Annotated in this window: 22 protein-coding genes; 15 read left to right on the forward strand and 7 right to left on the reverse strand. The window is 64.3% G+C overall.

The window, feature by feature from the left end:
* Positions 1–165 precede the first annotated feature (165 nt).
* The 4 genes from AC3YOG_RS10975 (at position 166) to AC3YOG_RS10990 (ending at position 3,222) form a co-directional block, all read left to right on the forward strand.
* On the forward strand, positions 166–357 hold the full coding sequence (locus tag AC3YOG_RS10975) for a hypothetical protein (RefSeq protein WP_127752452.1): 192 nt from the start codon (positions 166–168) through the stop codon (positions 355–357).
* 73 nt (positions 358–430) lie between these two features.
* Entirely contained in the window at positions 431–1,165 is a 735-nt protein-coding gene (locus AC3YOG_RS10980; protein WP_489935083.1) for a DUF4336 domain-containing protein, read from the forward strand.
* A gap of 492 nt (positions 1,166–1,657) precedes the next feature.
* Complete coding sequence (locus AC3YOG_RS10985) at positions 1,658–2,404, forward strand: SDR family NAD(P)-dependent oxidoreductase (protein WP_489935084.1); 747 nt, start codon at positions 1,658–1,660, stop codon at positions 2,402–2,404.
* A 26-nt stretch (positions 2,405–2,430) separates the two neighbouring features.
* Positions 2,431–3,222, forward strand: a complete 792-nt coding sequence (locus AC3YOG_RS10990) for a DUF2243 domain-containing protein (protein ID WP_489935085.1) — start codon at positions 2,431–2,433, stop codon at positions 3,220–3,222.
* Between the two features lie 501 nt (positions 3,223–3,723).
* Here AC3YOG_RS10990 and AC3YOG_RS10995 read toward each other — a convergent pair.
* Entirely contained in the window at positions 3,724–5,190 is a 1,467-nt protein-coding gene (locus AC3YOG_RS10995; protein ID WP_489935086.1) for a xylulokinase, read from the reverse strand.
* 112 nt (positions 5,191–5,302) lie between these two features.
* On the opposite strand from AC3YOG_RS10995, the gene AC3YOG_RS11000 reads away from it, so the two are divergent.
* From AC3YOG_RS11000 to AC3YOG_RS11015, 4 genes are all read left to right on the forward strand, one after another.
* The gene (locus AC3YOG_RS11000; RefSeq protein ID WP_489935087.1) at positions 5,303–6,244 is read left to right on the forward strand and encodes a substrate-binding domain-containing protein; all 942 of its coding nucleotides are present in this window, start codon (positions 5,303–5,305) and stop codon (positions 6,242–6,244) included.
* A gap of 60 nt (positions 6,245–6,304) precedes the next feature.
* Positions 6,305–7,807: a sugar ABC transporter ATP-binding protein gene (locus tag AC3YOG_RS11005; protein WP_489935088.1), complete on the forward strand. Its 1,503-nt coding sequence runs from the start codon at positions 6,305–6,307 to the stop codon at positions 7,805–7,807.
* 4 nt (positions 7,808–7,811) lie between these two features.
* Positions 7,812–8,777 (forward strand): ABC transporter permease, encoded by a 966-nt coding sequence (locus AC3YOG_RS11010; protein WP_489935089.1) that lies wholly within the window; start codon positions 7,812–7,814, stop codon positions 8,775–8,777.
* Positions 8,778–8,871: 94 nt separating this feature from the next.
* Positions 8,872–9,831 (forward strand): UDP-glucuronic acid decarboxylase family protein, encoded by a 960-nt coding sequence (locus AC3YOG_RS11015; protein ID WP_489935090.1) that lies wholly within the window; start codon positions 8,872–8,874, stop codon positions 9,829–9,831.
* A gap of 16 nt (positions 9,832–9,847) precedes the next feature.
* Here the strand turns inward: AC3YOG_RS11015 and AC3YOG_RS11020 are convergent, their stop codons facing one another.
* The 3 genes from AC3YOG_RS11020 to AC3YOG_RS11030 form a co-directional block, all read right to left on the reverse strand.
* A complete protein-coding gene (locus AC3YOG_RS11020) occupies positions 9,848–11,152 on the reverse strand; it encodes a UDP-glucose dehydrogenase family protein (protein ID WP_489935091.1) in 1,305 nt (434 codons plus the stop codon).
* Positions 11,153–11,282: 130 nt separating this feature from the next.
* Positions 11,283–11,423, reverse strand: a complete 141-nt coding sequence (locus AC3YOG_RS11025) for a hypothetical protein (protein WP_164854759.1) — start codon at positions 11,421–11,423, stop codon at positions 11,283–11,285.
* A 290-nt stretch (positions 11,424–11,713) separates the two neighbouring features.
* Entirely contained in the window at positions 11,714–13,861 is a 2,148-nt protein-coding gene (locus AC3YOG_RS11030) for a GumC family protein (protein ID WP_489935092.1), read from the reverse strand.
* 246 nt (positions 13,862–14,107) lie between these two features.
* On the opposite strand from AC3YOG_RS11030, the gene rfbA reads away from it, so the two are divergent.
* From rfbA to cysN, 7 genes are all read left to right on the forward strand, one after another.
* A complete protein-coding gene (gene rfbA / locus AC3YOG_RS11035; protein ID WP_489935093.1) occupies positions 14,108–14,980 on the forward strand; it encodes a glucose-1-phosphate thymidylyltransferase RfbA in 873 nt (290 codons plus the stop codon).
* A gap of 11 nt (positions 14,981–14,991) precedes the next feature.
* A complete protein-coding gene (gene rfbC / locus AC3YOG_RS11040) occupies positions 14,992–15,543 on the forward strand; it encodes a dTDP-4-dehydrorhamnose 3,5-epimerase (RefSeq protein ID WP_489935094.1) in 552 nt (183 codons plus the stop codon).
* A gap of 29 nt (positions 15,544–15,572) precedes the next feature.
* A complete protein-coding gene (gene rfbB / locus AC3YOG_RS11045) occupies positions 15,573–16,631 on the forward strand; it encodes a dTDP-glucose 4,6-dehydratase (protein WP_489935095.1) in 1,059 nt (352 codons plus the stop codon).
* Positions 16,632–16,634: 3 nt separating this feature from the next.
* A complete protein-coding gene (rfbD, locus tag AC3YOG_RS11050; RefSeq protein WP_489935096.1) occupies positions 16,635–17,516 on the forward strand; it encodes a dTDP-4-dehydrorhamnose reductase in 882 nt (293 codons plus the stop codon).
* Positions 17,517–17,841: 325 nt separating this feature from the next.
* A complete protein-coding gene (cysQ, locus tag AC3YOG_RS11055) occupies positions 17,842–18,666 on the forward strand; it encodes a 3'(2'),5'-bisphosphate nucleotidase CysQ (RefSeq protein ID WP_489935097.1) in 825 nt (274 codons plus the stop codon).
* A gap of 88 nt (positions 18,667–18,754) precedes the next feature.
* The gene (gene cysD, locus AC3YOG_RS11060; RefSeq protein WP_489935274.1) at positions 18,755–19,606 is read left to right on the forward strand and encodes a sulfate adenylyltransferase subunit CysD; all 852 of its coding nucleotides are present in this window, start codon (positions 18,755–18,757) and stop codon (positions 19,604–19,606) included.
* Positions 19,606–21,504, forward strand: a complete 1,899-nt coding sequence (cysN, locus tag AC3YOG_RS11065) for a sulfate adenylyltransferase subunit CysN (RefSeq protein ID WP_489935098.1) — start codon at positions 19,606–19,608, stop codon at positions 21,502–21,504. The genes cysD and cysN overlap by 1 nt, the downstream gene beginning before the upstream one ends.
* Positions 21,505–21,565: 61 nt before the next feature.
* Here the strand turns inward: cysN and AC3YOG_RS11070 are convergent, their stop codons facing one another.
* The 3 genes from AC3YOG_RS11070 to AC3YOG_RS11080 all read right to left on the reverse strand — a co-directional run bounded on the left by AC3YOG_RS11070 (position 21,566) and on the right by AC3YOG_RS11080 (position 24,651).
* Positions 21,566–22,342 (reverse strand): L-fucose dehydrogenase, encoded by a 777-nt coding sequence (locus tag AC3YOG_RS11070; protein ID WP_489935099.1) that lies wholly within the window; start codon positions 22,340–22,342, stop codon positions 21,566–21,568.
* Positions 22,343–22,344: 2 nt separating this feature from the next.
* Positions 22,345–23,622: an L-fuconate dehydratase gene (locus AC3YOG_RS11075; RefSeq protein WP_489935100.1), complete on the reverse strand. Its 1,278-nt coding sequence runs from the start codon at positions 23,620–23,622 to the stop codon at positions 22,345–22,347.
* A gap of 84 nt (positions 23,623–23,706) precedes the next feature.
* The gene (locus AC3YOG_RS11080; protein ID WP_489935101.1) at positions 23,707–24,651 is read right to left on the reverse strand and encodes an ABC transporter substrate-binding protein; all 945 of its coding nucleotides are present in this window, start codon (positions 24,649–24,651) and stop codon (positions 23,707–23,709) included.
* Positions 24,652–24,732: the final 81 nt, after the last annotated feature.

The raw sequence follows: 24,732 nt of genomic DNA on the forward strand, positions 1-24,732 counted from the left end.
CCCCAATGTTGTGATTTTCCAATGGCATAGAAAAAACGAGGCTGGGCGGCGGTTCCCGGGTTGTCAACACTCTCGCCCGGCAAACTTTCTCGATTTCCCAAGAAACCGGCCGAAACCACCAGCCACCCTCTGCGTTGTCGGGCGCAATGTTCAAGGGTCGGGTTCTTGCTGGTTTACTACAAAAGGCACGTCATCGTGGTTCTAGCAGACAAGATCCTGACAGCAGAAGTGACCGAACAGGCCACCCGCGCCTTGCTGCCCACCAAGGTTTCCGCTTCCTATGAAGAAGGGCTCGACCTCGTGGTCGAGCGTGCCAAGGCGCTGGTTGATCTTTACACCTCGCCCGCGCCGCGCTGAGGTGCTCCAGGTAAAGCGGCGCGACCTTTGCGGCGCGGGGGCGTTCTCCCACCTCACCACTCCGGAGGTCCGCATGACGAGCGTTGCTTATCTGCCCATCAACGAGCCCAAGCCCGTCGCCCCAGATCTCTGGATCGTCGATAGTGGCCCCATGCATCTGGCCGGCATGCCCATTCCCCTGCGCATGACGGTGATCCGGCTTGGCAATGGGGAGCTGGTGCTCCATTCACCCACCCAGTTCAGCTTTGAGCTGCGCGCCCGGCTGGAGACAATCGGCCGCATTGGGCATCTGGTGGCGCCAAACACCGTGCATTGGTCATTCATGAAGGAATGGCAGGAGCATTATCCCGGCGTCGTTTCCTGGGGTGCCCCGACCCTCAAAGAGCGGCCGGCGGTGCAAAAGGCCGATCTAAAGCTCGATCGGGTTCTGGAAGACGGGGCGCCTGGCGAATGGAACGGCGAGATTGAAGTGGTGGTGGTGCGCGGCGGCGCGATTGCGGAAGCCGCCCTGTTCCACCGCGCCTCGCACAGCCTGGTGCTCACCGATCTGGTGGTCAATGTGGAGCCCGAAAAGCTGCCCCCGTTGATGAAGATCGGCGCCAAGCTGGTGGGTTCGGCCGCGCCCGACGGCAAGGCGCCGGTTTATGCGCGTGCCGCCTTCAAGGCCGGTGGTGCGGCGGCATCGGCGGCCGCGGCGCGGCTGGTCGCGCTGGATCCGGAACGGGTGATCTTTGCCCATGGCCGCTGGTTCGAGCAGAACGGCAAGCAGCAATTGCAGCAATCGTTGCGCTGGCTGCTGCCCGCCTGACGCCTAAGCGCATGATGGTGCGGTCGGCGCCCACGGGCCAGCGCCGTCGCGCAAGGCCCTTCCGCCCGAAGATGCCGGCTTCCGCCTGCTGCCCCGCGGGGGAAGTTGCTAGGATAGAGCCTAGGCTGCGCTCCACGAAATACACGTGGTCCACCGGCTGGTCGGGCTCGGCTAGAACCGCGCGCAGCGGTAGTTGAACCGGCTCGAGCATGGGGCGCAATCACCGCAAACTCGGCGACCGGAAGCAGGGCGAGCAGACGGTTGAGGATGGTGGACTGCTGCAGTTTCATTGGCTCTCATCCTGGGTCAAGAGCAAACGACGTCTCTCAACCATTCACGCGGACTGACAGACGAAGGGTTATCCCCTCCACCCCATCCGCCGCCCCTTCCCGTTGCGTACGCCAGCAGACAGTGGACGGCCCCTGCCGGGTGTTGACAGCCAGTGCCGCAAGGAGGGAATTGGGAGGGTCAAACAAGCCGGAGGAGCAAGGCATGAACCAGATCGATTTGCGCGAACGCGTGGCTGTGGTGACGGGCGGGGCGCAAGGGTTGGGCTTTGCCATTGCCCAGCGGCTGGTCGCCTCGGGCGCCCGCGTGTGGTTGTGGGACATGAACAGCGAACTGCTGGAAGCGGCGCGCACCGCATTGGGCGGCGCCACCTCCACCATCACCCTCAACATCACCGACTACGACGCCGTGGCCGCTGCCGTCGCCCAGGTCGAGCGGGACGCTGGCAGCCTTGATATTGTCGTGCATTCCGCCGGCATTGCCGGCAAGAACGCCCCGCTCGACGAATACGAGCTCGATGAATGGCGCCGGGTGATCGATATCGATCTCAACGGGGCCTTCCACGTCAATCGCGCGGTGCTGCCGGGCATGAAGGCGCGCAATTACGGGCGCATCGTCAACATCGCCTCCATCGCCGGCAAGGAAGGCAATCCCAATGCCGCCGCCTATGCCGCTGCCAAGGCTGGTGTCATCGGCATGACCAAGGCCGTGGGCAAGGAAGTGGCCAAATACAATATCGCAGTTAATGCCATCACCCCCGCAACGGCCAAAACCCGCATCCTCGATGAACTCAAGCCCGAGTTCATCGATTACATGCTCAGCCGCATTCCGCGCGGCCGGTTCCTCGAGGTCGAGGAAGCCGCCAATATGGTGGCCTGGCTGGTGTCGGCGGAAAACAGTTTCACCACGGCGGCGGTGTTTGATCTGTCGGGTGGCCGCGCAACTTACTGAGCCACTCTCAAATCCGGAGGCAAGGAATGGCACAGGCGATGGCGGCAACCGAAGGCAGGAACCTGGGTGGGCGCCTCGGCTGGGCCGGCTTTGCCATCGGCTTCGGGCTCGGCGGGTTCTTTGACGGCATCCTGCTGCATCAGGTGCTGCAATGGCACCATCTGCTGAGCGGGCTCAAACAGGCCCGCCAGGACCTGCGCGTGTTGGTGATGACCGACGGGCTGTTCCACCTGCTCATGTATATCGTGACCGCCATTGGCCTATGGCTGCTGTGGCGCTCGCGCCAGGCCTTTGCCGAACCGGGCGCCGACCGGCTGCTGCTTGCCATGGCCCTCCTCGGCTTTGGCACCTGGCATATCATCGATGCCGTCCTCTCCCATTGGCTCTTGGGCATTCACCGCATCCGCATGGATGTGGACAATCCCCTGTTCTGGGACCTGCTCTGGCTCGCGCTCTTCGGCATCATTCCCTTTGTCGCCGGCCTGTTTCTGCGTCGCCGTCCCACCGGCGGGCGCCGGGTGATGAGCTCGCCCCTGGCCCTGGTTCTCGCCGTCGTCGTCGCCGCTCCCCTCGCCGCCCTTCCGGCGCCGGGTCAGGACAGCGTCATGGTAATGTTCCGCCCCGGCGTTACTCCCGGAGAGGCGCTCACCGCCATCCAGCAATCAGGCGCCCGGCTCCTTTGGAGCGATCCTAACAACCAGCTCTGGGCCGTCGACCTCTCCCAGGGCGGCAACACCACCGCCCTCTACCAAAACGGCGCGCTCCTCGTCAGCAACTCCATCCTGCCCCTGGGGTGCCTGGACTGGTTCCGGGTTTAGGCGGGCAATTGCACAGATAGAGGTGCTCATGCCGGGGGTGGGGGCCCATCAGTGATCACCAGAAACACCCCCTCCCCAGCCCTCCCCTCAAGGGGGAGGGAGGCTAGACTGCCGACATTGAGACTGAAGAACAAAAGAGTTCAGGGCTGCAAACACACACCGGCCCCTTCACAAACGCGAACCGTCCCCTCCCCCTTGAGGGGAGGGCTAGGGTGGGGGTGCAGGCGTCGGGGCGCGAGTGGAGTTTTGTGTGGAGCGCCCCCGATTTCGAGGGCTTAAGCAACCACCCACCTCGTGGACGGGCCTGAACCCCCACCCCATCCCTCCCCTCAAGGGGGAGGGTGTGCATCGGGGCACTCGGTCTGGGTACCACCCCCGCGCTTTAAGGCTGTTCCACAAGAACAATCCTCCTGGCTCATGCCTCCCCTCCCCCTTGAGGGGAGGGGCCGGGGGTGGGGGTCCATCAGTGACCCACCGCACCACCCCACCCCGTCACTGAGACTACGAAACCGGGGCACGCCCCTCAAACCCGCTATTGAACCCGCGTAAATCCTCATAAAGCCGCCGGTACTGCCCCAGGCGCGCAGCATGGTAATCCGCCATCCCCCGATCCGGCTCGAACACCCGGTCGAACCGCACCAGCCGACGCACGACTTCGGCGAGCGGCGTGCTCGCGTCCTGCGATTGCCCCGCCAGAATCGCGGCGCCCAGCGCTGCCGATTCGGGCGCCACGCAGCGGCGCAGGGGCGTTTCCAGCACATCGGCACGGATTTGGCACCAAAGGTCCGATTGGGCGCCGCCCCCGCCAATATTGATGACCTCGGGCTCCACGGCGCTCGATTGGCGCAGCGCATCAAAAGCCAGCCGCACCGCATAGGCCACACCTTCAAGCACGCCGCGCGCCATTTCGGGCGCACCTGCACTCGGATCGAGCCGGGCAAAGACGCCCCGGGTTTGCCCGTCCCAAAGCGGCGCCCGTTCCCCCTGCAGATGCGGCAAAAACAGCGGCACCGTTCCCTTCGCACTTTCTGCCAGCGCCGCGGTCTCGGCCGGGCTGCGCCCCAGCACTCCGGCAAACCACCCCAGCGCCGCGCCGCCCATTTGCGTGGGCGCGGCATGCATGACGATCCCCTCATAGGGCGGAAACAGGATCACCCCGGGGGTAGGCACCACGGTTGCGGACACGATCCCGGCAATCTCGCTGGTGCCACTTTGATACATCGCATCGCCATTGCCCACGACCCCGACGCCGAACATGCCGCCCCAGGCATCCATGGCGCCCACGACCACCGGGGTGCCCGCACAGGGCAGCCCGGCCCGCACCCGTCCGGCTACGGTGGTAAAGCTCGCCAGCGGCGGCAGCTTGGCAGCGGCGCCGGGCACGAGATCGAGCAGATCAGCGACATAGCCCTGCTCATTGACCATGCCCACGGCCGAAACGGGATCGCTCACCACGGCTCCAGTCAGCTGCAGCACGCAGAAATCCTTGGGCAGCAGCACATGCGCTGTCCGGGCATAAAGCGCGGGATCGACGCGCCGGACATAGGCCATGCGTGACAGAGCATGGCTGGCATCGATCGGCACCGGGCCGCCAAACCAGGCGAGCTTCTGCTCTGGCGTTACCTGCGCCTCGAGCGCGGCCGCATCGGGGGCGGTGCGCGTATCCTGCCAGGTGATCGCGGGCAGGAGCGGCTCTCCTGCGCCATCGACGAAGACGTGGGTGTTGACCTGGCTGCAGATGCCGATCGCCTGCAACCCGCTCAAATCATGTTCGGCGGCAAAGCGCTCGAGCGCGGCAAGCACGCCGGCCATCCAGTCGCGCGGGTCCTGCTCGGCATGGCCTGGTTGCGGGCGGTGGGTCGGGTGCGCCTGCGAAAACGCCGCCAGCCGCTCGCCCCCTTGCCCGATCAGCACGGCCTTGGTGGCGGTTGTCCCCACATCCACGCCGATAAGTGTGCTTTTCGCCACGCGCCGGTCCTCAAAACTCTAGCCGATCTCTGGGCTCTCCCATATGGTGCCGGCGAGAAAAAGGAAACACGCGCGGGCCCTTGCGGCCCGCCGCATTGGGGGACACCAGCACATGACCATTACCCGGGCCACGACGCGGCGCCTGCTCGCCGGCACTGTTTTGCTTGCCGCCAGCCTTGGCGCGGGCGCTGCCCTCGCCCAATCCAAGATCGCGGTGATCACCCCCTATCTCGCCCAGCCCGGCACGCAGTTCTATGTGGAAGCCTTTGAGGCGGCCGCAGAAGGCAAGGATTGGGACGTCAATGTGATCGACACCGCCGGCGACGTCGCGGCCGTGATCAGCCGCATGGAAGACATGGTCAACCAGAACGTTGATGCCATCGTGCTCAATGTCGATCCGACCCAGGTGACTGCGGGCCTGCGCGCCGCCGAGGATGCCGGCATTCCGGTGATCGGCATGGATGCGGGCTCCGATCCGCTGCTCGTCACCAATGTCACGAGCAATGGCTACGCCATGGCCGCCGAAACCGCCGCCTATGTCGCTGACCGGATCGATGGCGAGGGCAACATCGTCATGTTCGTCTTTGAAGCCTTCCCGCCGGTCCAGGTGCGCGGCGTCGTGGCCGATGCGGTGTTCGGCAACTTCCCCGATATCACCGTGCTCGATCGCGTCACCCCCGATGTGTCCGATGGCGGCATTGCCGATTCGCGCGCCAAGATGGAAGCGATCCTTGCCGCCAATCCCGAGCCGGGCAGCATCAAGGCGGTCTGGGCCGCCTGGGACCAGCCGGCGCTGGGCGCGCTGCAGGCCATCGAGGCGGCCGGGCGCGAGGGTGAAGGCATTGTCGTGACCGGCATCGACGCCAATCCCCAGGCGCGCGACGCCATCCGCGCCGGCGGCAATTTTGAAGCCACCGTCGCCCAGGATTTTGCCGGCATCGGCACCGCCGCCGCGGACGCCGTCGAGCGCGTGCTGGCGGGCGAAGAGATTGTCCAGGGCGTCATCTATGTGCCCTCCAAGCTCATCACCTCGGCCAATGTGGGCGAGGAATAAACGCTGAGCCATCCCCTGCCCGGCGACCCAGCGCCGCCGGTTCCCTCCTCCCTGCCCCTGTTGCGGTTGCGCGGCGTCGCCAAGGCCTATGGCGGCGTGCCCGCCCTGCGCGGCGTCGATCTCGATCTCGGCGCCGGGGAAATCCATGCGCTGATGGGCGAGAACGGGGCGGGCAAATCCACCCTGATCAAGATCCTCGCCGGCGTCGTTGCCCCCGACACCGCAGAGATCCTGCTCGACGGCGCGTCGATCCGCATCGGCAGCCCGCGTGAAGCCTATCGGCTGGGCTTTCGGTTCATCCACCAGGAATTCAATGTCGTGCCGGCGCTGTCGGTGGCGGAAAACATCTTTCTGGGGCGCCCCTATCCGCGCCGCGCCGGTGCCTTTGTAGATTGGCGGCGCCTCAACCAGGCCGCAAGCGAAACCCTCGCGCTCCTCGGCATCACCCATCTCGATCCCGCCACCCCGCTCGGGCGCCTCTCGCTGGGCGACCAGATGCTGGTGCGCATCTCCGCCGCCTTCATCGGCGAGGCCAACGCGCCCGCCCGCCTTTATGTGCTCGACGAGCCTACCGCCGCCCTTAGCCGGGGCGAATCCGAGCGCCTCTTCACCGTGCTGCGCCAGCTGCGCGCCCGGGGCGCTGCCGTGCTGTACGTTTCCCACCGGCTCGATGAGGTCATGGCCATCTGCGACATGGCCACGGTGATCCGCGATGGGCGCAGCATCGATACCGGCCGCATTGCCGATATCACCCATGACGATCTCGTTTCCCTGATGATCGGCCGCCGCGTCGAAGAGGCCTATCCGCCGCGCACCACCGCCCCGGGGGAAGCCGTGGTGCTCGCCGCCGAGGCGCTCACCCCGCGCGGCGGCAAGCCGCTGAGCTTTGCGGTCCATGCCGGGGAAGTGCTGGGGATCGCGGGCATCGCCAATGCCGGCCAGCGCGAATTGCTGCGCACCCTGTTTGGCGATCTTGCGGCGAGTGGCGGCACCATGCGCCTCGATGGCGCCCCTTATCGCCCCCGCAGTCCCGCCGACGCCTGGCGCGCCGGGGTCAGCTATATCCCGCGCGAGCGGCGCTCCGAAGGCCTCGTCCTCAGCCGCCCCATTTTCGAGAACACCACCCTGCCCCATCTGGCCGACCATAGCCGCTGGGGCACTTTCCTCACCCCGCGCCACGAAATGGCGCTGGCCGCCCAGCAAGGGGAACTTGTGCGCCTCAAAGCCGCCGGGCCCCGGCAGCGGGCGCAGGAGCTCAGCGGCGGCAACCAGCAGAAGGTCATTTTTGCCAAGGCGCTGGTGGGCAATCCGCGCCTCCTGCTGCTTGACGAGCCCACCCGCGGTGTCGATGTCGGCGCCAAGTTCGACATCTATGCCATCATTCGCGCCATGACCGCCCGTGGCATGGGCGTGGTGCTGGTCTCCTCCGACCTGCCCGAGCTTTTGGGCATGGCCGACCGCATCGCCGTGATGCGCGAGGGCGCCATCAGCGACATCCTCCCCGCCTCAGCGCTCGACGAGGAAAAGCTGCTCAATCTCTGCTACGGCCGCGCCACAGGATAATTCGATGCTCACCCTCCTTCGCCGCTATGGCACCCTCCTTGGCTTCGCGCTGATCCTCGTCACCTTCTGGGTCCTGCTGCCGGACACCTTCATGTCTGCCCGCAACTGGCTCAACATCAGCCAGCAGATGAGCATGCTGATCGTGGTCGCCGCCGGCATGACTGTTGTCATGGTGATGGGCGATTTCGACCTCAGCGTCGGCTCGATGGCGAGCCTCGCCGGCATTGTGGTCGCCATTCTGTTCACCTTTGGCGTGCCGATCTGGGCCGCCGTGGGCATTGGCCTCCTCGTCGGCGTCGTGGGTGGGGCGATCAACGGCGCGCTGATCGCCTATGTCGGCATCCTCCCCTTTGTCGCGACCCTTGCCACCCTCACCATGCTGTCGGGCGCCGCTTTCGTCGTCAGCGGCGGCAAGACCATTTCGGGCCGCGCGATCCCTACCGAGTTCGGCGATTTCGCCCGCGGCGGCCTGCCGCTGGGTGAATGGGGCGGCGTTGCCATCGCCATCCCGAACCTTACGCTCCTCGCCATTGCCGTGGCCGCGCTGGCCTGGGTCCTCCTCGAGCAGACCACTTTTGGCCGCCGGCTGTACGCCATGGGCGGCAATATGGAGGCGGCCCATCTCAGCGGCGTGGCCGTGCGCAAGCTCAAGCTCATCGCCTTTGCCCTCACTGGGGGCTCGGCGGCCCTCGCCGGCATCATGTATGCCAGCCGCGTCGCTTCCGCCAACCCGACCCAGGGCAGCGGGCTTATGCTCAACGCCATTGCCGCGGTGTTTCTGGGCTCCACCCTTTCGGAGCACGGCGAGCCGCGCCTGCTCTACACCATCGTCGGCGTGCTGATCCTCGGTATCCTAGACAACGGTCTCACCCAGCTCAGCGTCGATAGCTATGTGCGGCAGATCCTTGTCGGTGGCATTATTCTCCTCGCCGTTTCAGCCAGTTCGCTTAGCCGCCGCGTGCGACGCTGAACTCGCGCGCGGCCCGCGACACGCAAAAGTCCTTGCTGGCGCTGCCCGGAGGCTTTACGCGCAAGCTACAAACCTTGAATTTGACGGAGTCTGCATGAGCAAGCGCATTTTGGTCACGGGTGGCGCCGGGTTCATCGGCTCGCATCTTTGCGCAAAACTGCTCGACGAAGGCAATGAAGTGCTGTGCGTCGACAATCTCTTTACCGGCCGGCGCCGCAACATCGAAGCCCTGCTCGACAACAAGCGCTTCGAGTTCATGCGCCACGACGTGACCTTCCCGCTTTATGTGGAAGTGGACCAGATCTACAACCTGGCCTGTCCCGCTTCGCCGGTGCACTACCAGTTCGATCCAGTGCAGACCACCAAGACCAGCGTCATGGGCGCCATCAACATGCTCGGGCTCGCCAAGCGCCTGCGGGTGCCGGTGCTGCAGGCCTCCACCTCGGAAGTCTATGGCGATCCGGAAGTGCATCCCCAGCACGAAGGCTATTGGGGTCATGTAAACCCGATCGGCCCGCGCTCCTGCTATGACGAAGGCAAGCGCTGCGCCGAAACCCTGTTCTTTGATTATCACCGCCAGCACGATGTGCAGATCAAGGTGATCCGCATCTTCAACACCTATGGCCCCAACATGCACCCGGCCGATGGTCGCGTCGTGTCCAATTTCATCGTCCAGGCGCTGCAGGGCAAGCCGATCACCGTTTACGGGACCGGCAACCAGACCCGCTCGTTCTGCTATGTCAGCGATCTCGTTGAAGCCATGCACCGCATGATGAATACGGGACCGGAGGTCACCGGCCCGATCAATACCGGCAATCCGGTGGAGTTCACCATTGGCCAACTGGCCGAGCTTGTGGTGGAGCTGACCAATTCAGGCTCCAAGGTCGTGTACACCGATCTGCCGGTGGATGACCCCAAGCAGCGCAAGCCCGATATCAGCAAGGCACGCGACGTGCTGGGCTGGGAGCCGAATGTGGCGCTGCGCGAGGGTCTGGAAAAGACCATCGCGTTTTTCCGCGACACCATCGAGCAGCAGCCACTGGCCGCCGAATAGGCCCGTGCGGGCGCCCTTAGGGGCGCCCGACACTCGCATAGCGGAAGCCGGCCGCTTCCACTTCCTTGCCGCGATACACATTGCGCAGGTCCACAAGGGTATGGGCGTTCATCGTCCCCTTGAGCCGCTCGAGATCGAGCGAGCGGAACTCGCTCCACTCCGTCACCAGCACCAGGCAATCGGCGCCGTCTGCCGCGTCATAGGCATCCCGCGCATAATGGATGTCGGGCATCATCGCCTTGGCCGCTTCCATGCCCTCGGGGTCATAGGCGCGGATCTTGGCGCCCGCATCGAGCAGTGACTGCACGATGGAGAGCGATGGCGCGTCGCGCATGTCGTCGGTATTGGGCTTGAAGGTCAGGCCCAGCACTGCCACAGTCTTGCCGCGCACTTCCCCACCCATCGCCGCGATCACCTTGCGCCCCATGGCGCGCTTGCGCCCGTCATTGATGGCGATAGTGGTTTCCACCAGCCGCAAGGGCGCCTCGTGGTCCTGGCCGGACTTGGCGAGGGCCGACGTGTCCTTGGGAAAGCACGAGCCACCATAGCCCGGTCCGGCATGGAGAAACTTGGTGCCGATCCGGTTGTCGAGCCCCATGCCGCGCGCGACGTCCTGCACATTGGCGCCGACCTTTTCGCAGAGATCGGCCATCTCGTTGATGAAGGTGATCTTCATCGCCAGAAACGCATTGGCGGCGTATTTGATCAGCTCGGAGGTGCGCCGACCCGTGAACATCAGCGGCCCCTGGTTGAGGTAAAGCGGGCGATAAACCTCGGTCATCGGCTCGCGGGCCCGCTCGTCCTCGATGCCGATGACGATGCGGTCGGGCAGCTTGAAATCATGGATCGCCGCCCCTTCACGCAAGAACTCGGGGTTGGACACCACCACGACATCCGCATTTGGATTGGTCTCGCGGATAATGCGCTCGACCTCGTCGCCCGTACCCACCGGCACGGTGGATTTGGTGACAACGACGGTAAAGCCCGTCACCGCCTGGGCGATGGAAGCGGCTGCGGCATAGACATAGGAGAGGTCGGCATGACCGTCGCCATTGCGCGCCGGCGTTCCCACCGCAATGAACACCACATCCGCATCCCTGACCGCTTCGGCGAGGTCCGTCGTAAACAGCAGGCGCCCGGCGGCGGCATTATCCACCACCAACTGGTCGAGACCGGGTTCGAAAATCGGGATTTCCCCGCGCTTGAGCGCTTCGATCTTGGTTTCGTTCAGATCAACGCAGGTCACCGTATGGCCAAAATCGGCAAAGCACGCGCCGCTGACCAACCCCACATAACCGGTTCCCACAACAGCAATATGCATCAACAATCCCCACGCAACAGTGAGGGATCACTTAGCAGAGCCAGAGTACCGGTAGAAGTGTCGCTGTTTGCGGGCGGGCTATGCCGTAGTTTCGCCGTTTGGGCGGGAACCGAATGGGACCCCCGTCGGGCTAAAAGAACAGCTGCAGCACGGCCCAAAAGCCAATGATGCAAAGCGCCAGCACGATCCAGCTCAGGGCCACAAAGCCAAGTACGATCCAGCCTCGCGCAATGGGCAACCGCTCTCGTTTGCTCAGGGCTTGCGTCGTCATGCCCGGTTCTCCGGCCGTTTCGGACGGCGGCTTGGCTAGGGCATGAGGATCCGGCTTAATCATTAAACTTGCGTTAACCCCCGCTGCGGCTGACTTGGTGCAGGTGCTGAGAACAAAGTGCCCATTGGGCATGGCCTCGGCGTGCGCGCCACCAAAACCCGGCTGAAACGGTTGGCTAAACAGTGCCGGTCCGAGAAGCGCGCGCGGCTTGTTTCGTTACTTAGGTAATTCTATCAAGATACGCGAAGACCCGCAACATTGCCGCCCCGGGCTGACCGGCACGATTGGGCTCAAGCCGGATCGACATAATAGCCGCCATAATGGGCCTCATAGCGCGAGCGCGGCACCTCCTCTCCGTTGAGCACGACCAGTACGGGCGCACCGGGCCGCACCGCTTCATCGAGCGCGGCGAGCCCCTTCTTGGCATCAGTCTGTGGCGTGCTCGCCCAGCGCACCACAAAGATCGCCGCCGTGGCAAAGCGCGCCAGATAAAGCCCGTCCACCACCGGGGCGAGCGGGGGCGAATCGATCACCACGACCTCGAAGGACTCCGCTGCCGCCTCGATTAACCGCCGGAAGCCGCCCCCCGCTACCAGCTGGTCCGTCGGAATATCGCTGCGCCGGGCGCCCATCAGCACGGTTAATTCAGTGTGCGGGTCTTTGCGGATCAGCGAAGCAATGCTGAGGCTTTCACTCTTGTCAGCCAGGAAGTCGAGCAATCCCTCGGATGGCTCCAAGTCAAGCGCCTTGTGGATACTGGGCTTTCTCAGATCCCCGTCAATCAAGAGGGTCAAGCGCCCCGCCAGCGCATAGGAGCGCGCCAGCGCTAGGGCGGCAATGGTCTTGCCTTCGTCGGGCAGCGTGGAGGTTACCACCACAATCTCGCTGGTGCCGGGTTTGGTGTTGCCGGCGAACTGGTCGATCGAGCCCTGGATGCGGCGCACCGCTTCCGAGAACGCCGACAAGGGCGCATGGACCAGTGCATCGGCCGGCGCCGTGATGCCCCGGCGCCCCGGCTTGTGCATTGGGAGTGCAGCCGCCACGCGGTGGCGCAGCACCGCCTCGGCTTGCTGCTCGGAGGTGAAGCCGCCAAGAAAATTCTCGTAAAGAAAGGCGCAGCCGACGCCGAGCCCCAGCCCCGCAAATGCCGCAAGAAACAAAGTTGTCCCCGGGTTGGGAAAGCTGGGGCGGGTCGGCTCAAGTGCGGGCGACACGATACGGCTATCGGCGACCTGCAGCGACGCCTGTGCATCCAAATCCTGGACGCGCGCCAGCAGCATTTCATATTGGCGTCGTGCCAGTGCCGCCCCTTGCTGGAGTTCATACATGCCCGTGACCACGTCGGCGGGCAATTGGGTGCCTAGCACATTCTGGCGCATCTGCTGGCGCAGCACCTGTTCGCGGCCCTCGGCCCGGGTCATCTGGGTGCGCAGTGTGCCAAGCGCTGCGGTCGCGGTTTGCTGCAGGCGGCCTTCCACCTCATCGAGTTGCGAGCGCATTTGCGGGAAGGCGGGTGACTCCGGCGCCGTCGTGGCGAGCGAGGCGCTGATCTCCACCCTTTCGCGCTCCAGATCGCGCAACGCATCCGAGCCCAGCAGCTCCGCGCTGCCCTGCCAATCGGCCAAAGCTACCTGCCGGGACAGCTGATCCGCCAGGCCCGCTTGCTGGCTCCGCTCCGCCTGCAATTGGTCGATCTGCGCACGCAACTGTGCAATTGTGCTTCCCGCGCCCTCGGCATCGATCCGGATAAGGTTGTCGTCAATGAACTGGTCGAACGCACCCTCACTGGTAAGGATGGCAGCCCGCCCCTGGTTGATGCGCTCCTGCAGCACGTCGCGCGACACAAGCGTGCTGTCGATCTTGCCGCGCACCTGCTGCTCGATATAGGCCTCGGCCACCGCATTGGCGAGTTGCGCCGCGGCGGCGGGATCGCTCGAGCGCGCCTCGACGGCAATGAGATAGGTCAGGCCCCGCCGCTCCGCACTCACCGCCGCGCGCAGCGTGTTGAGCACCTCGCCTTGCGCCTCGCGGCCCTCCGGGGCGAGCGGTCCCAGGCGCAGAAAGGCCATGATGCTGTCCCGCAGCCCCGGCCCTGGCGCAAATTGCGGGTCGGCGAGCAGGTTCTCGTCCTCGATCACCTGCAGCAGCACCCGGTCGGAGCGCACCAGCTCCACTTCGCTTTCCACCCGCGCATTGTCGCTGCCGGCCGTGGCCGACTGATTTTGCGGGTTCAGCAGATCCTTGCTCGCCGGATCCACCTGTACCAGCGCGCTCGCGGTATAAACCGGCTGCAACAAGAGGCTCACCAGCACCGCCCCACCCGCAACGAGGGCTGCGATCAGGAGGATCAGCCGCATTTGCCGCCGCAGCAGCCCCACAATGGCGCGCACATCGATGGGAGCGTCCTCGGCCGGCACTCCCTGGCTGAACATGGTCATGCGCGCTTCCCCCAGCGGCGCGCCTTGCCCCACGCGCCCGTGCCGGACGCACGGCTCCAGCACCACCCCATAGTGTCCTACGGGTTTAGACTTACAAGCCTTTTCTGCGCCTCCGGCGCGGCAATCTAAGCAGATTGTTGTAGGGGGGCGCGCGCCTTCGCTCCTCCTGGTTAGCGCGGCTCAATTGACCCCACTCGGTGGCCCGTACAGCCTTGCTGCAGGCGGGGGCGCTGGGGACCAAAGACCATGAAGGGCATCATTCTGGCGGGCGGCAGCGGCACGCGGCTTTATCCGGTGACCCAGGCCGTTTCCAAGCAGCTGATGCCCGTCTACGACAAACCGATGATCTATTATCCGCTGGCCACCCTGATGCTGGCGGGCATCCGCGATATCTTGCTCATCACCACCCCCGATGACCAGGCCAGCTTCCAGCGCTTGCTCGGCGATGGTGCGCAGTGGGGTCTCTCCCTCCACTATGCCGTGCAACCCCAGCCCAATGGTCTCGCCGAAGCCTTTGTGATCGGTGCGCAGTTCTTGGCCGGCGGCCCTTCGGCCCTCGTGTTGGGCGACAACGTGTTCTACGGCCACGGCCTGCCCGAATTGCTGCGCTCCGCGGTGTCGCGGCCAACTGGCGCTACCGTCTTTGCCTATCATGTGGCCGATCCCGAGCGTTACGGTGTGGTGGAATTCGATGGCGCCATGCAGGCCCTCTCGATCGAGGAAAAGCCGCGCCTGCCCAAGTCCAACTGGGCGGTCACCGGGCTCTATTTCTACGACAGCCAAGTGGTCGACATTGCCGCCAATCTGTCGCCCTCCCCGCGCGGCGAGCTCGAGATCACCGATGTCAACCGCGCCTATCTCGAGCGCGGCCAGCTCGCGGTCGAGTTGATGGGGCGCGGCTATGCATGGCTGGATACCGGCACCCCCGATAGCCTCCTCGATGCCTCCCAATTCGTCGGCACGCTGGAAAAGCGCCAGGGCGTCAAGATTTCCTGCCCCGAGGAAGTGGCCTTTCGCATGGGCTATATCGATCACTGCGCCCTGCAGCGCCGCGCCGAAGCCTTAGGGAAAAGCGATTATGGGCGGTACCTGTTCAAGATCCTGGCCGAAGCGTGCTGAGGCCCGGCTCTATGCAGATCCAGAGCCTCGCCATCCCAGACGTCAAGATCATCACGCCCGTGCGCCATGCCGATGAGCGGGGCTTTTTCTGCGAAGTCTACAACCAGGCCGCCCTCCTCGCCCACGGCATCGATATTCCCTTCGTGCAGGACAACCACTCCCTCTCGGTGCCCCAGGGCACGGTGCGGGGCCTGCATTTCCAGACGCCGCCCTTTGCCCAGGCCAAGCTGGTGCGGGTGCTGCGCGGCGCCATCATCGATGTGGCCGTGGATCTGCGGCGTGCCTCCCCCACTTTCGGCCAGCATGTGAGCGCTGTTCTCACCGCTTCCGAGGGCAACCAGATCCTCGTGCCCATCGGCTTTGCCCATGGCTTTGCCACGCTCGAGCCTGATACCGAAATCCTCTACAAGGTCAGCGCGCCCTATTCGCGCGAGCATGACAAGGGCTTGTTGTGGAACGATCCCGCCCTCAACATCCCCTGGCCGGTCGCGCCCGAAGCGGCGGTGCTGTCGGCCAAGGATCGGGCGCAACCGACCCTGTCGCAAATCGGCAATCCGTTCTAGGGCGCCGCGGGCGCGAAGGAGGCAAGACCATGCGGGTTCTGGTAACGGGAGGAGCGGGCTTTATCGGCTCGGCCGTGGTGCGCCATCTGGTGCTCGAGCGCGGATATGAGGTGCTCAATGTCGACAAGCTCACCTATGCCGGCAATCTGAGCTCCTTGCGTGCCGTCGAGAACCATCCCGGCTATCGCCTCCTGCGCGCCGATATTGCCGACCGCGCCGCCATGGCCGAGGCCTTCACCAGCTTTGCGCCCCAGCGTGTCATGCACCTGGCCGCCGAAACCCATGTCGATCGCTCCATCACCGGAGCCGCCGATTTCATGCAGACCAATGTCATGGGCAGTTTCGCGCTGCTGGAAGCGGCGCGGGCACACTGGTCGGCGCTCGAGGGCGAAGACAGAGAAAAATTCCGCTTCCTCCATGTCTCGACCGACGAGGTTTATGGCTCGCTCGGGCCTGAGGGCCTGTTCAGCGAAACCACGCCCTATGATCCCTCCTCCCCCTATTCGGCGTCGAAAGCCGCTTCCGATCACCTCGCCCACGCCTGGCATCGCACCTATGGCCTGCCGGTCGTCGTTTCCAACTGCTCCAACAATTACGGCCCGTTCCACTTCCCCGAAAAACTCATTCCCTTGACCATCCTCAAGGCGCTGCGCGGCGAACCCCTCCCGGTCTATGGCAAGGGCGAGAATGTGCGCGATTGGCTTTATGTGGAGGACCATGCCCGCGCCCTCGACCTCATCGCCGAGCATGGCCGCCCCGGCCAGACCTATAATGTCGGCGGGCGCAATGAGCGGCGCAATATCGATGTCGTCACACGCATCTGCGTGGTGCTCGACACGCTGCGCCCCGAAACCGCACCCCATGGCGAGTTGATCCAGTTCGTCGAGGATCGTCCCGGCCACGACCAGCGCTATGCCATTGATGCCACCAAACTCGAAACCGAACTGGGTTGGCGGGCAGAGGAAACCTTCGACACCGGGATCGAAAAAACCGTGCGCTGGTATCTCGACAACAGCTGGTGGTGGCAGCCCCTCGAAAACCGCTATGCCGGCCAACGCCTGGGCGTCATCGCCGGCGGCAAGGCCTGAGCCATGCGCCTGCTTGTTACCGGCAGCAAAGGCCAGCTGGTCACGGCCCTGCTCGAGCGCGGCGCCGCCGCCGGGGTCGAGATTATCCCCGTCGGGCGTCCTCAGCTCGACCTCGCCGACCCCACCACCATCGCGCCCGCGATCGCCGCGGCAAAACCCGATGCCATCATCTCGGCCGCGGCCTATACCGCGGTTGACAAGGCGCAAAGCGAGCGCGAGCTGGCCTTTGCCGTTAATGCCATCGGGCCAGGTGCTGTTGCCGGAGCCGCTGCGCAGCTGAACCTGCCGGTGATCCATATCTCCACCGACTACGTCTTCAACGGCGCCGCATCCCGGCCCTATCGGGAAACCGACCTTACCGCGCCGCTCGGCATTTATGGTGCTTCCAAGCTGGCCGGCGAACACGCCGTGGCCGCCGCCACCCCCAACCACGCCATCTTGCGCACCGCTTGGGTGTATTCCCCTTTTAGCGCCAATTTCCTCAAGACCATGCTTCGCCTTGCCGCCGAGCGCCCCGAAATCAATGTTGTCGCCGATCAGCTGGGCAACCCTACCGCCGCTCTCGATCTGGCTGATGCCATTCTCCAGGTCGTGGGCAACCTCGTCGCCAGCCCTGATGAGGCGCTGCGCGGTATCTTTCATTGCGCCGGCACGGGCGATGCCAGCTGGGCCGATTTCGCGACCGAAATCATGGTTATCTCGGAAGGCCTGGGCGGCCCCGCCGCCACCATCCACCCCATCCCCACCAGCGCCTATCCGACCCCTGCCCCGCGTCCCGCCAATTCGCGTCTCGATTGCAGCAAGCTGCGCGCGACGCACGGCGTTGTCATGCCCCCCTGGCAGCAATCCACCCAGCACACCGTTGAGCGGCTCCTTCGTGCCTGAACCATGCCCGCTCATCCCGCCATTGTTGCAGCGCGGCGCCACCGCGATCCCAATCCGCGCTCCGCATCAAATGGGGACAAGTTTCTACAGCTGGCGCCCGGGGGAGGCACAACCGGCCACGGCCGCGCACCCATTGTTCAGGCCCAGTGCGCCGCTCGCCCGGCGGCCGAAATTCCATGCCGCGCCGGAATGGCAAACCAGGGCTTGGTGCTGCTCCGCCAACTTGACAGCCCCGCGGGGCAGGTCTTGATGCGGGCACGAACCTGCATTGCGACCACCAGCCACTGCCCCACTCCTGCCCCCTTGAGGGATCAACGATTGCGCCATGACTGAACCCAGCCTTGATGCCCTGCTCGATCTTGCCCTGGCCGCCGGGCGCGAGATCATGGCCGTTTATGGCGACGGCCCGATTGCGGTTGCCGGTAAGCCCGATGGCACGCCCGTCACCGAAGCGGACAAGCGCGCCGAAGCCGTGATCCTCGCCGGGCTCAAGCGTCTGGCGCCTTCCATCCCCGTAGTCGCGGAGGAAGAAGCCTCTGCTGGTCGCATTCCCCCCACGGGCGAGAAGTTCTTTCTGGTCGATCCGCTGGATGGCACCAGGGAGTTCATCGCCCGAAATGGCGAGTTCACCGTCAATATCGCCCTGATCGAACGAGGCATCCCGGTCCTGGGCGTGGTGTTCGCACCCGCGCTCGGGCTCATTTACGGCGGCGCCCATGCCGAGGCGATCGCCGGAACGGTGGTTGATTTCACCATCGCCGAGCGCCACCCCATCCGGGTGCGCCCGGCCAGTGGTCCCGCCATTGCCGTGGCCAGTCGCTCGCATGCGACACCCGAAACCGACCGATGGCTGGCCGGCCATGATGTGGCCTCCTATGTCACCCGCGGCTCATCGCTCAAGTTCTGCATGCTGGCGGCCGGCGAAGCCGATATCTATCCTCGCTTCGGGCGCACCATGGAATGGGACACTGCAGCGGGTGACGCCGTGCTGCGCGCCGCGGGCGGCATCGTCACCCGCCCCGATGGCAGCCCTTTTTTGTACAACAAGCGCAATCAGGCCGATGACGTCGATTTCGCCAATTGCCCTTTCATCGCCTTTGGCGATCCCAAACTTGTTGCCCGATCGGCCCTGGCCCCTTTGGGCCAGTGATCGGCGCCACCCCCCCCCCCGGAGCTTTTACGTGTCCGACCCCAAAGTGACCCATCTCAAGCGGCTCGAAGACGAGTCCATCCACATCATGCGCGAGGTGGTGGCCGAGTTCGCCAACCCGGTAATGCTGTATTCGATCGGCAAGGACTCCTCGGTCATGCTGCATTTGGCGCAGAAGGCCTTCTTTCCGTCCCCGCCCCCCTTCCCGCTCCTTCATGTCGATACGACCTGGAAGTTCCGCGAAATGATCCGCTTTCGCGACGAAGCGGCCGCGCGCGCCGGCATGAAGCTCATCGTCCACACCAATCAGGATGGCCTCGCCCAGGGGATCACCCCGTTCACTCACGGCTCCTCGCAATATACCGGGGTGATGAAGACCGATGCGCTCAAGCAGGCGCTGACGCTGCACAAATTTGACGCGGCCTTTGGCGGCGCCCGCCGCGACGAAGAGAAAAGCCGCGCCAAGGAGCGCATCTTCTCCTTTCGCACCGACAACCACGGCTGGGATCCCAAGAACCAGCGCCCCGAGCTCTGGAACCTCTTTAATGCCCGGATCAAGCCGGGTGAATCGATCCGGGTATTTCCGCTCTCGAATTGGACCGAGCTCGACATCTGGCAATACATCCTCAAGGAAGCCATCCCCATCGTGCCGCTCTATTTCGCCGCCGAGCGCCCGGTGGTGGAGCGCGGCGGCCAATGGATCATGGTCGATGACGAGCGCCTGCCGCTCAGCGCCGGCGAACAGCCCCAGCTCAAACGCGTCCGCTTTCGCACCCTTGGCTGCTATCCTCTGACCGCCGCCATGGAATCCGACGCCACCACTCTCCCCGAAATCGTCGAGGAAATGCTGGTCGCGCGCACCTCGGAGCGCTCCGGCCGGCTGATCGACCATGACGAGTCCGGCTCGATGGAAAAAAAGAAGCGCGAGGGCTATTTCTGATGAACGAACTTGCAGCCCCCGGCAGCGATTTCGCGCAATACCTCACCCGCCACGAGGAAAAGGACCTGCTGCGCTTTTTGACCTGCGGCAGCGTCGATGACGGCAAGTCGACCCTGATCGGGCGGCTGCTCTTTGATACCAAGCTCCTGATGGAAGACCAGCTCGCTACTCTCGAGCGCGACTCGCGCAAGCACGGCACCGTGGGCGAGGACATCGACTTCGCCCTCCTCGTCGACGGGCTCGAAGCCGAGCGCGAACAGGGCATCACCATCGATGTGGCCTACCGGTTCTTCGCCACCGACAAGCGCAAGTTCATTGTCGCCGACACCCCCGGCCACGAGCAATATACCCGCAACATGGCGACCGGCGCGTCCACCGCCGATCTGGCCGTGATCCTCATCGATGCGCGCAAGGGCGTTCTCACCCAAACCCGCCGGCATTCCTTCATCGCCTCGCTGCTGGGCATCCGCAACATCGTGCTGGCCGTCAACAAGATCGATCTGGTCGATTACTCACAGGACGTCTTCGACCGCATCGTCGCCGACTATCAGAGCTTCGCGGCCGGGCTCAATTTTGCCGCCATAACGCCCATTCCCCTGTCCGCCCGCTTTGGGGACAATGTCATGGCCCGCAGCGCCAATCTGGGCTGGTACACCGGCCCTACACTGGTGGAGCATCTGGAAAGCTTACCGGTGGGTACGGCTGCGGCAGACGCACCTTTCCGCATGCCGGTGCAATGGGTCAACCGGCCCAATCTCAACTTCCGCGGTTTCGCCGGCACGATCTGTTCAGGTACCGTTCATCAAAATGGCGAGATTGTGGTTTGCGGCAGTGGCCGCACCTCGCGCATCCGCTCCATCGTTACTGCCGACGGCGAGCTGGCCAGTGCATCTGCCGGCGCAGCCGTCACCCTCACCCTTGAAGACGAGGTCGACATCTCCCGCGGCGACGTGCTGGCAGATGCCACGCAACGCCCTGAAATCTCTGATCAATTTGCCGCCCACGTCATCTGGATGAGTGACGAGCAACTCAATCCCGGCCGCTCCTACTGGATCAAAATCGGCACCCGCACGGTCAGCGCCAGCTTCACCGAGATCAAGCACAAGACAGACGTCAACAACTTCAGCAAGTTAGCCGCCAAAACCCTTGAGCTCAACGAAGTGGGCCTCGTCAATCTCTCGACCCAGGAACCCGTCGCCTTCGAGCCCTACGCCCTCAACAAAACCATGGGCGGCTTCATCGTCATCGACCGGCTATCCAACCTGACGGTCGGCGCGGGGATGATCGAATTCGGCCTGCGCCGCGCCACCAATATCTATTGGCAAGCCCTTGACGTATCAAAGGAACTCCGCGCTTCCGCCAAGGGCCAAAAGCCGGTGGTACTGTGGTTCACCGGCCTCTCGGGCGCCGGCAAATCCACCATCGCCAACCTCGTCGAGAAGCGCCTCGCCTCCCTGGGCAAGCACACCTACCTGCTCGACGGCGACAATGTCCGCCACGGCCTCAACCGCGATCTTGGCTTCACCGAAGCCGACCGGGTGGAAAACATCCGCCGCGTCGCCGAAACCGCCAAACTCATGGTCGACGCCGGCCTCGTCGTCCTCGCCTCCTTCATCTCCCCCTTCCGCGCCGAGCGCAACATGGCCCGCGAAGCGCTCGAGCCGGGCGAGTTCATCGAGATCTTTGTCGACACCCCGCTGGAAGTGGCAGAAAAGCGTGATCCCAAAGGCCTTTATGGCCGCGCCCGCGCCGGCCTGATCAAGAACTTCACCGGCATCGACAGCCCCTATGAAGCGCCGGAGCACCCCGAACTGGTCCTCGCCGGCGGCACGCGCGATCCCAGCGACCTCGCCGAAGAAGTGGTCGCCCATCTGCAGGCGAAGGGCTATCTCGATTAAAAAAGAATAATGGGGGCGAACCACTCGGACCTGCCCTCTTCGCATTCCAGCTAAGTCCTTGTTACATCAAGGCGCGGTCGAGATGGGTATAGCCGCCATCGACGAACAGCCACTGCCCCGTCGTGTGGCTTGCCCGCGGCGACAAGAGGAACACCACCGTATCGGCGATCTCCTCGGCGGTGGTCATGCGCTTGCCCAGGGGAATGCGCTCGGTGATCTCCTTGAGCCGCGCCTCGGGATCGGCCGCCGACTGGATCCAGTTGGCATACATGGGCGTCATCACCTCGGCGGGGATCACGGCATTGACCCGGATGCCGTCATTGCGCAGCGATGCCGCCCATTCGCGCGTGAGGGAAAGCTGCGCCCCCTTGGCCGCGGTATAACCGCTATTGTTGCCCTGCCCGGTCAGCGCGGTCTTGGAGGAAATGTTGACGATCGCGCCCTTGGTCTGGCGCAGCGCATCAAGGCAATGATGGGCCAGCGTATAGTAGTGCGTAAGGTTCTTTTCGAGCGAAGCCCGGAAGGCGTTGGGCCCTGCTTCAAGCCCCACGCCATCATTGAGCCCGGCATTGTTGACCAAGCCGTCGATGCGGCCATAGCTCTTGAGCGTTTCGGCAACGGCGGCCGCGCAGGCCGCATCGTCGCTCAGCTCGAACTTGATCAGCCGCGATCGGGGCGAGAGCGCGAGCAGATGATCGCGAAAGTCCTCGGCAAGCTCGCTGCGCGCGAAGATCACGGGAATGGCCCCTTCGGCGGCAAGGCCGAGGGTGATAGCCCCCCCAATGCCGGCGCCGCCGCCGGTGACGATGAAGACCTTGTCTTTGAGCTGCAGATCCATGCTCAGTTCCTGAACTGATAGGTTTGAAGGGAAGCGGGCTTCATCTCGATGGAAAAACCCGGTGCCGTGGGCGGCATATAGGCGGCGTTCTCGATCACGCAGGGATCGAGGAAATGCTCATGCAGATGATCGACATATTCGATCACCCGCCCCTCCTTGGTGCCCGACACGACGAGATAATCGATCATGGACAGGTGCTGCACATATTCGCAAAGGCCCACACCCCCGGCATGCGGCCACACCGGCAGATCGTATTTGGCTGCCATCAGCAGGACGGCCAGAACCTCATTGAGCCCGCCAATGCGGCAGGCATCGATCTGGACGATGTCGATGGCGCCGTCCTTGATGAACTGCTTGAACATGATGCGGTTCTGGCACATCTCGCCGGTCGCCACCTTGACCGGGAAGACCCCCTCGCGAATCGCCTTGTGCCCTGAAACATCATCGGGGCTGGTGGGCTCCTCAATGAAATAGGGCTTGAAGCGTGAGAGGGCATTGACCCACTCGATGGCTTCGCCGACTTCCCACACCTGGTTGGCATCGATCATCAGGAAGCGGTCAGGTCCCATTATCGAGCGCACGATTTCGAGGCGGCGGATATCGTCGTCACGATCGCGCCCGACCTTCATCTTGATGTGGTTGAAGCCTTGCTCCACCGCTTCGGTCGCGAGGCGCGTCAGCTTTTCGTTGGAATAACCCAGCCAGCCGGCGCTGGTGGTGTAGCACTGATAGCCCTCGGCCCGCAGGGTCGCCATGCGCTCGGCCTTGCCCGCTTCCGCCTTGCGGAAGATCGCGAGGGCCTCCTCGGGCGTGACGGCATCGGTGAGATACCGGAAGTCGATGATCGAGACGAGCTCTTCGGGGCTCATCTCCCCCACCAGCTGCCAGACCGGTTTGCCGGCCTCCTTGGCGAGCAGGTCCCAGACGGCGTTGACCACCGCGCCGGTCGCCAGATGCATGGCGCCCTTATCGGGGCCGATCCAGCGCAATTGGCTGTCGCCGGTCACATGCCGCCAGAAGCGGCCGGGATTTTCGCGGATCCAGTCGAGCTCCAGCCCCATGATCCGTGAACGCAGGGCCTCGATGGCGGCGCAGACAACTTCATTGCCCCGCCCGATGGTGAAGGTCAGGCCATGGCCGGCCAGCTCTGGGGCGTCGGTTTCGAGGATCACATAGGCGGCCGAGTAATCGGGATCGGGGTTCATCGCGTCCGAGCCGTCCAGTTGCTCGGAGGTTGGGAAGCGCAGGTCGAGCACCTGCAGATTGACTATCTTGGTCACGAAAAACTCCGAAGGAAGGCGCTTGGCCGAAGATCCATGCCGGAGGCGAAGCGCCCCCGGCAGGTAGGTGCAGGGTCTTGGCCCCTAGTTGTAGAGCACCGCCGCGATCTCGGGATCGTTCATGTTGCTGGCGTCATAGAAGAAGAAGCCGGTGTCGATCACGTCGGGCAGTTCGCCGCCATCGAGCGCCGTCACCGCCGCCTTGACGGTTTCATAGCCGATGCCCACCGGGTTCTGGGTGATGGCGCCGGCCATCAGCCCGCTTTCAACCATCCCCTTCTGGGCCGCACCTGAGTCAAAGCCGATCACCACGACCTGGCTGCCCAATTCCTGCTTGCCATTGGCAACACCGATCGCCGAGCCTTCATTGGTGCCGAAGATGCCCTTGAGGTCCGGATTGGCGAGGAGGATCGACTTGGTGATCTCGGTCGATTGCAGCTGGTCGCCGCCGCCATACTGAACCGACACGATCTCGATATCCGGGTAGGCTTCGGCAATGCGGTTGACGAAGCCATCGCGCCGATCAATGCCGGTGCGGCTGGTCTGGTCATGGGCGACAACGGCGATCTTGCCAGAACCGCCGATCAGTTCGGCCATCTTGTCAGCTGCGAGAGCTGCGGCCGCGACGTTGTCGGTGGTTGCGGTGGTCAGCGGGATGTCGCTGTCGACACCCGAGTCAAAGGCGATCACCGGGATGCCGGCATCCTTGGCCTGCTGCAGCAGTGGCGTTGCCGCCTGGCTGTCGAGCGCCGCAAAGCCGATCGCAGCGGGATTGCGCGACAGGGCGGCTGCCAGCATGTCGATCTGACGATCGACCTGGGTTTCATTGTCCGGGCCTTCGAAGGTCACGGTCACGCCCAATTCTGCACCGGCCTTGTCGGCGCCGGCCTTCACGGCCTGCCAAAACTGGTGCTGGAACCCCTTCGAAATGAGCGCGATTTCGCGCGTTTCCTGCGCAAAGCTGGCACCGCCTGAAACCAAGAGAGCAAGGGCGCTGATTGCCCCAAGCAGGGTACGTCTGGTCGTCATGTTTTCCTCCCGAAGGGATCTGGTTATTTGCTGTAGCAAGAGGCGTTGCTCGCCTTCTTGGTGTTGGCGCCGGCGGCGCGA

This window comes from Devosia sp. Z6_126 (genome assembly GCF_058133495.1).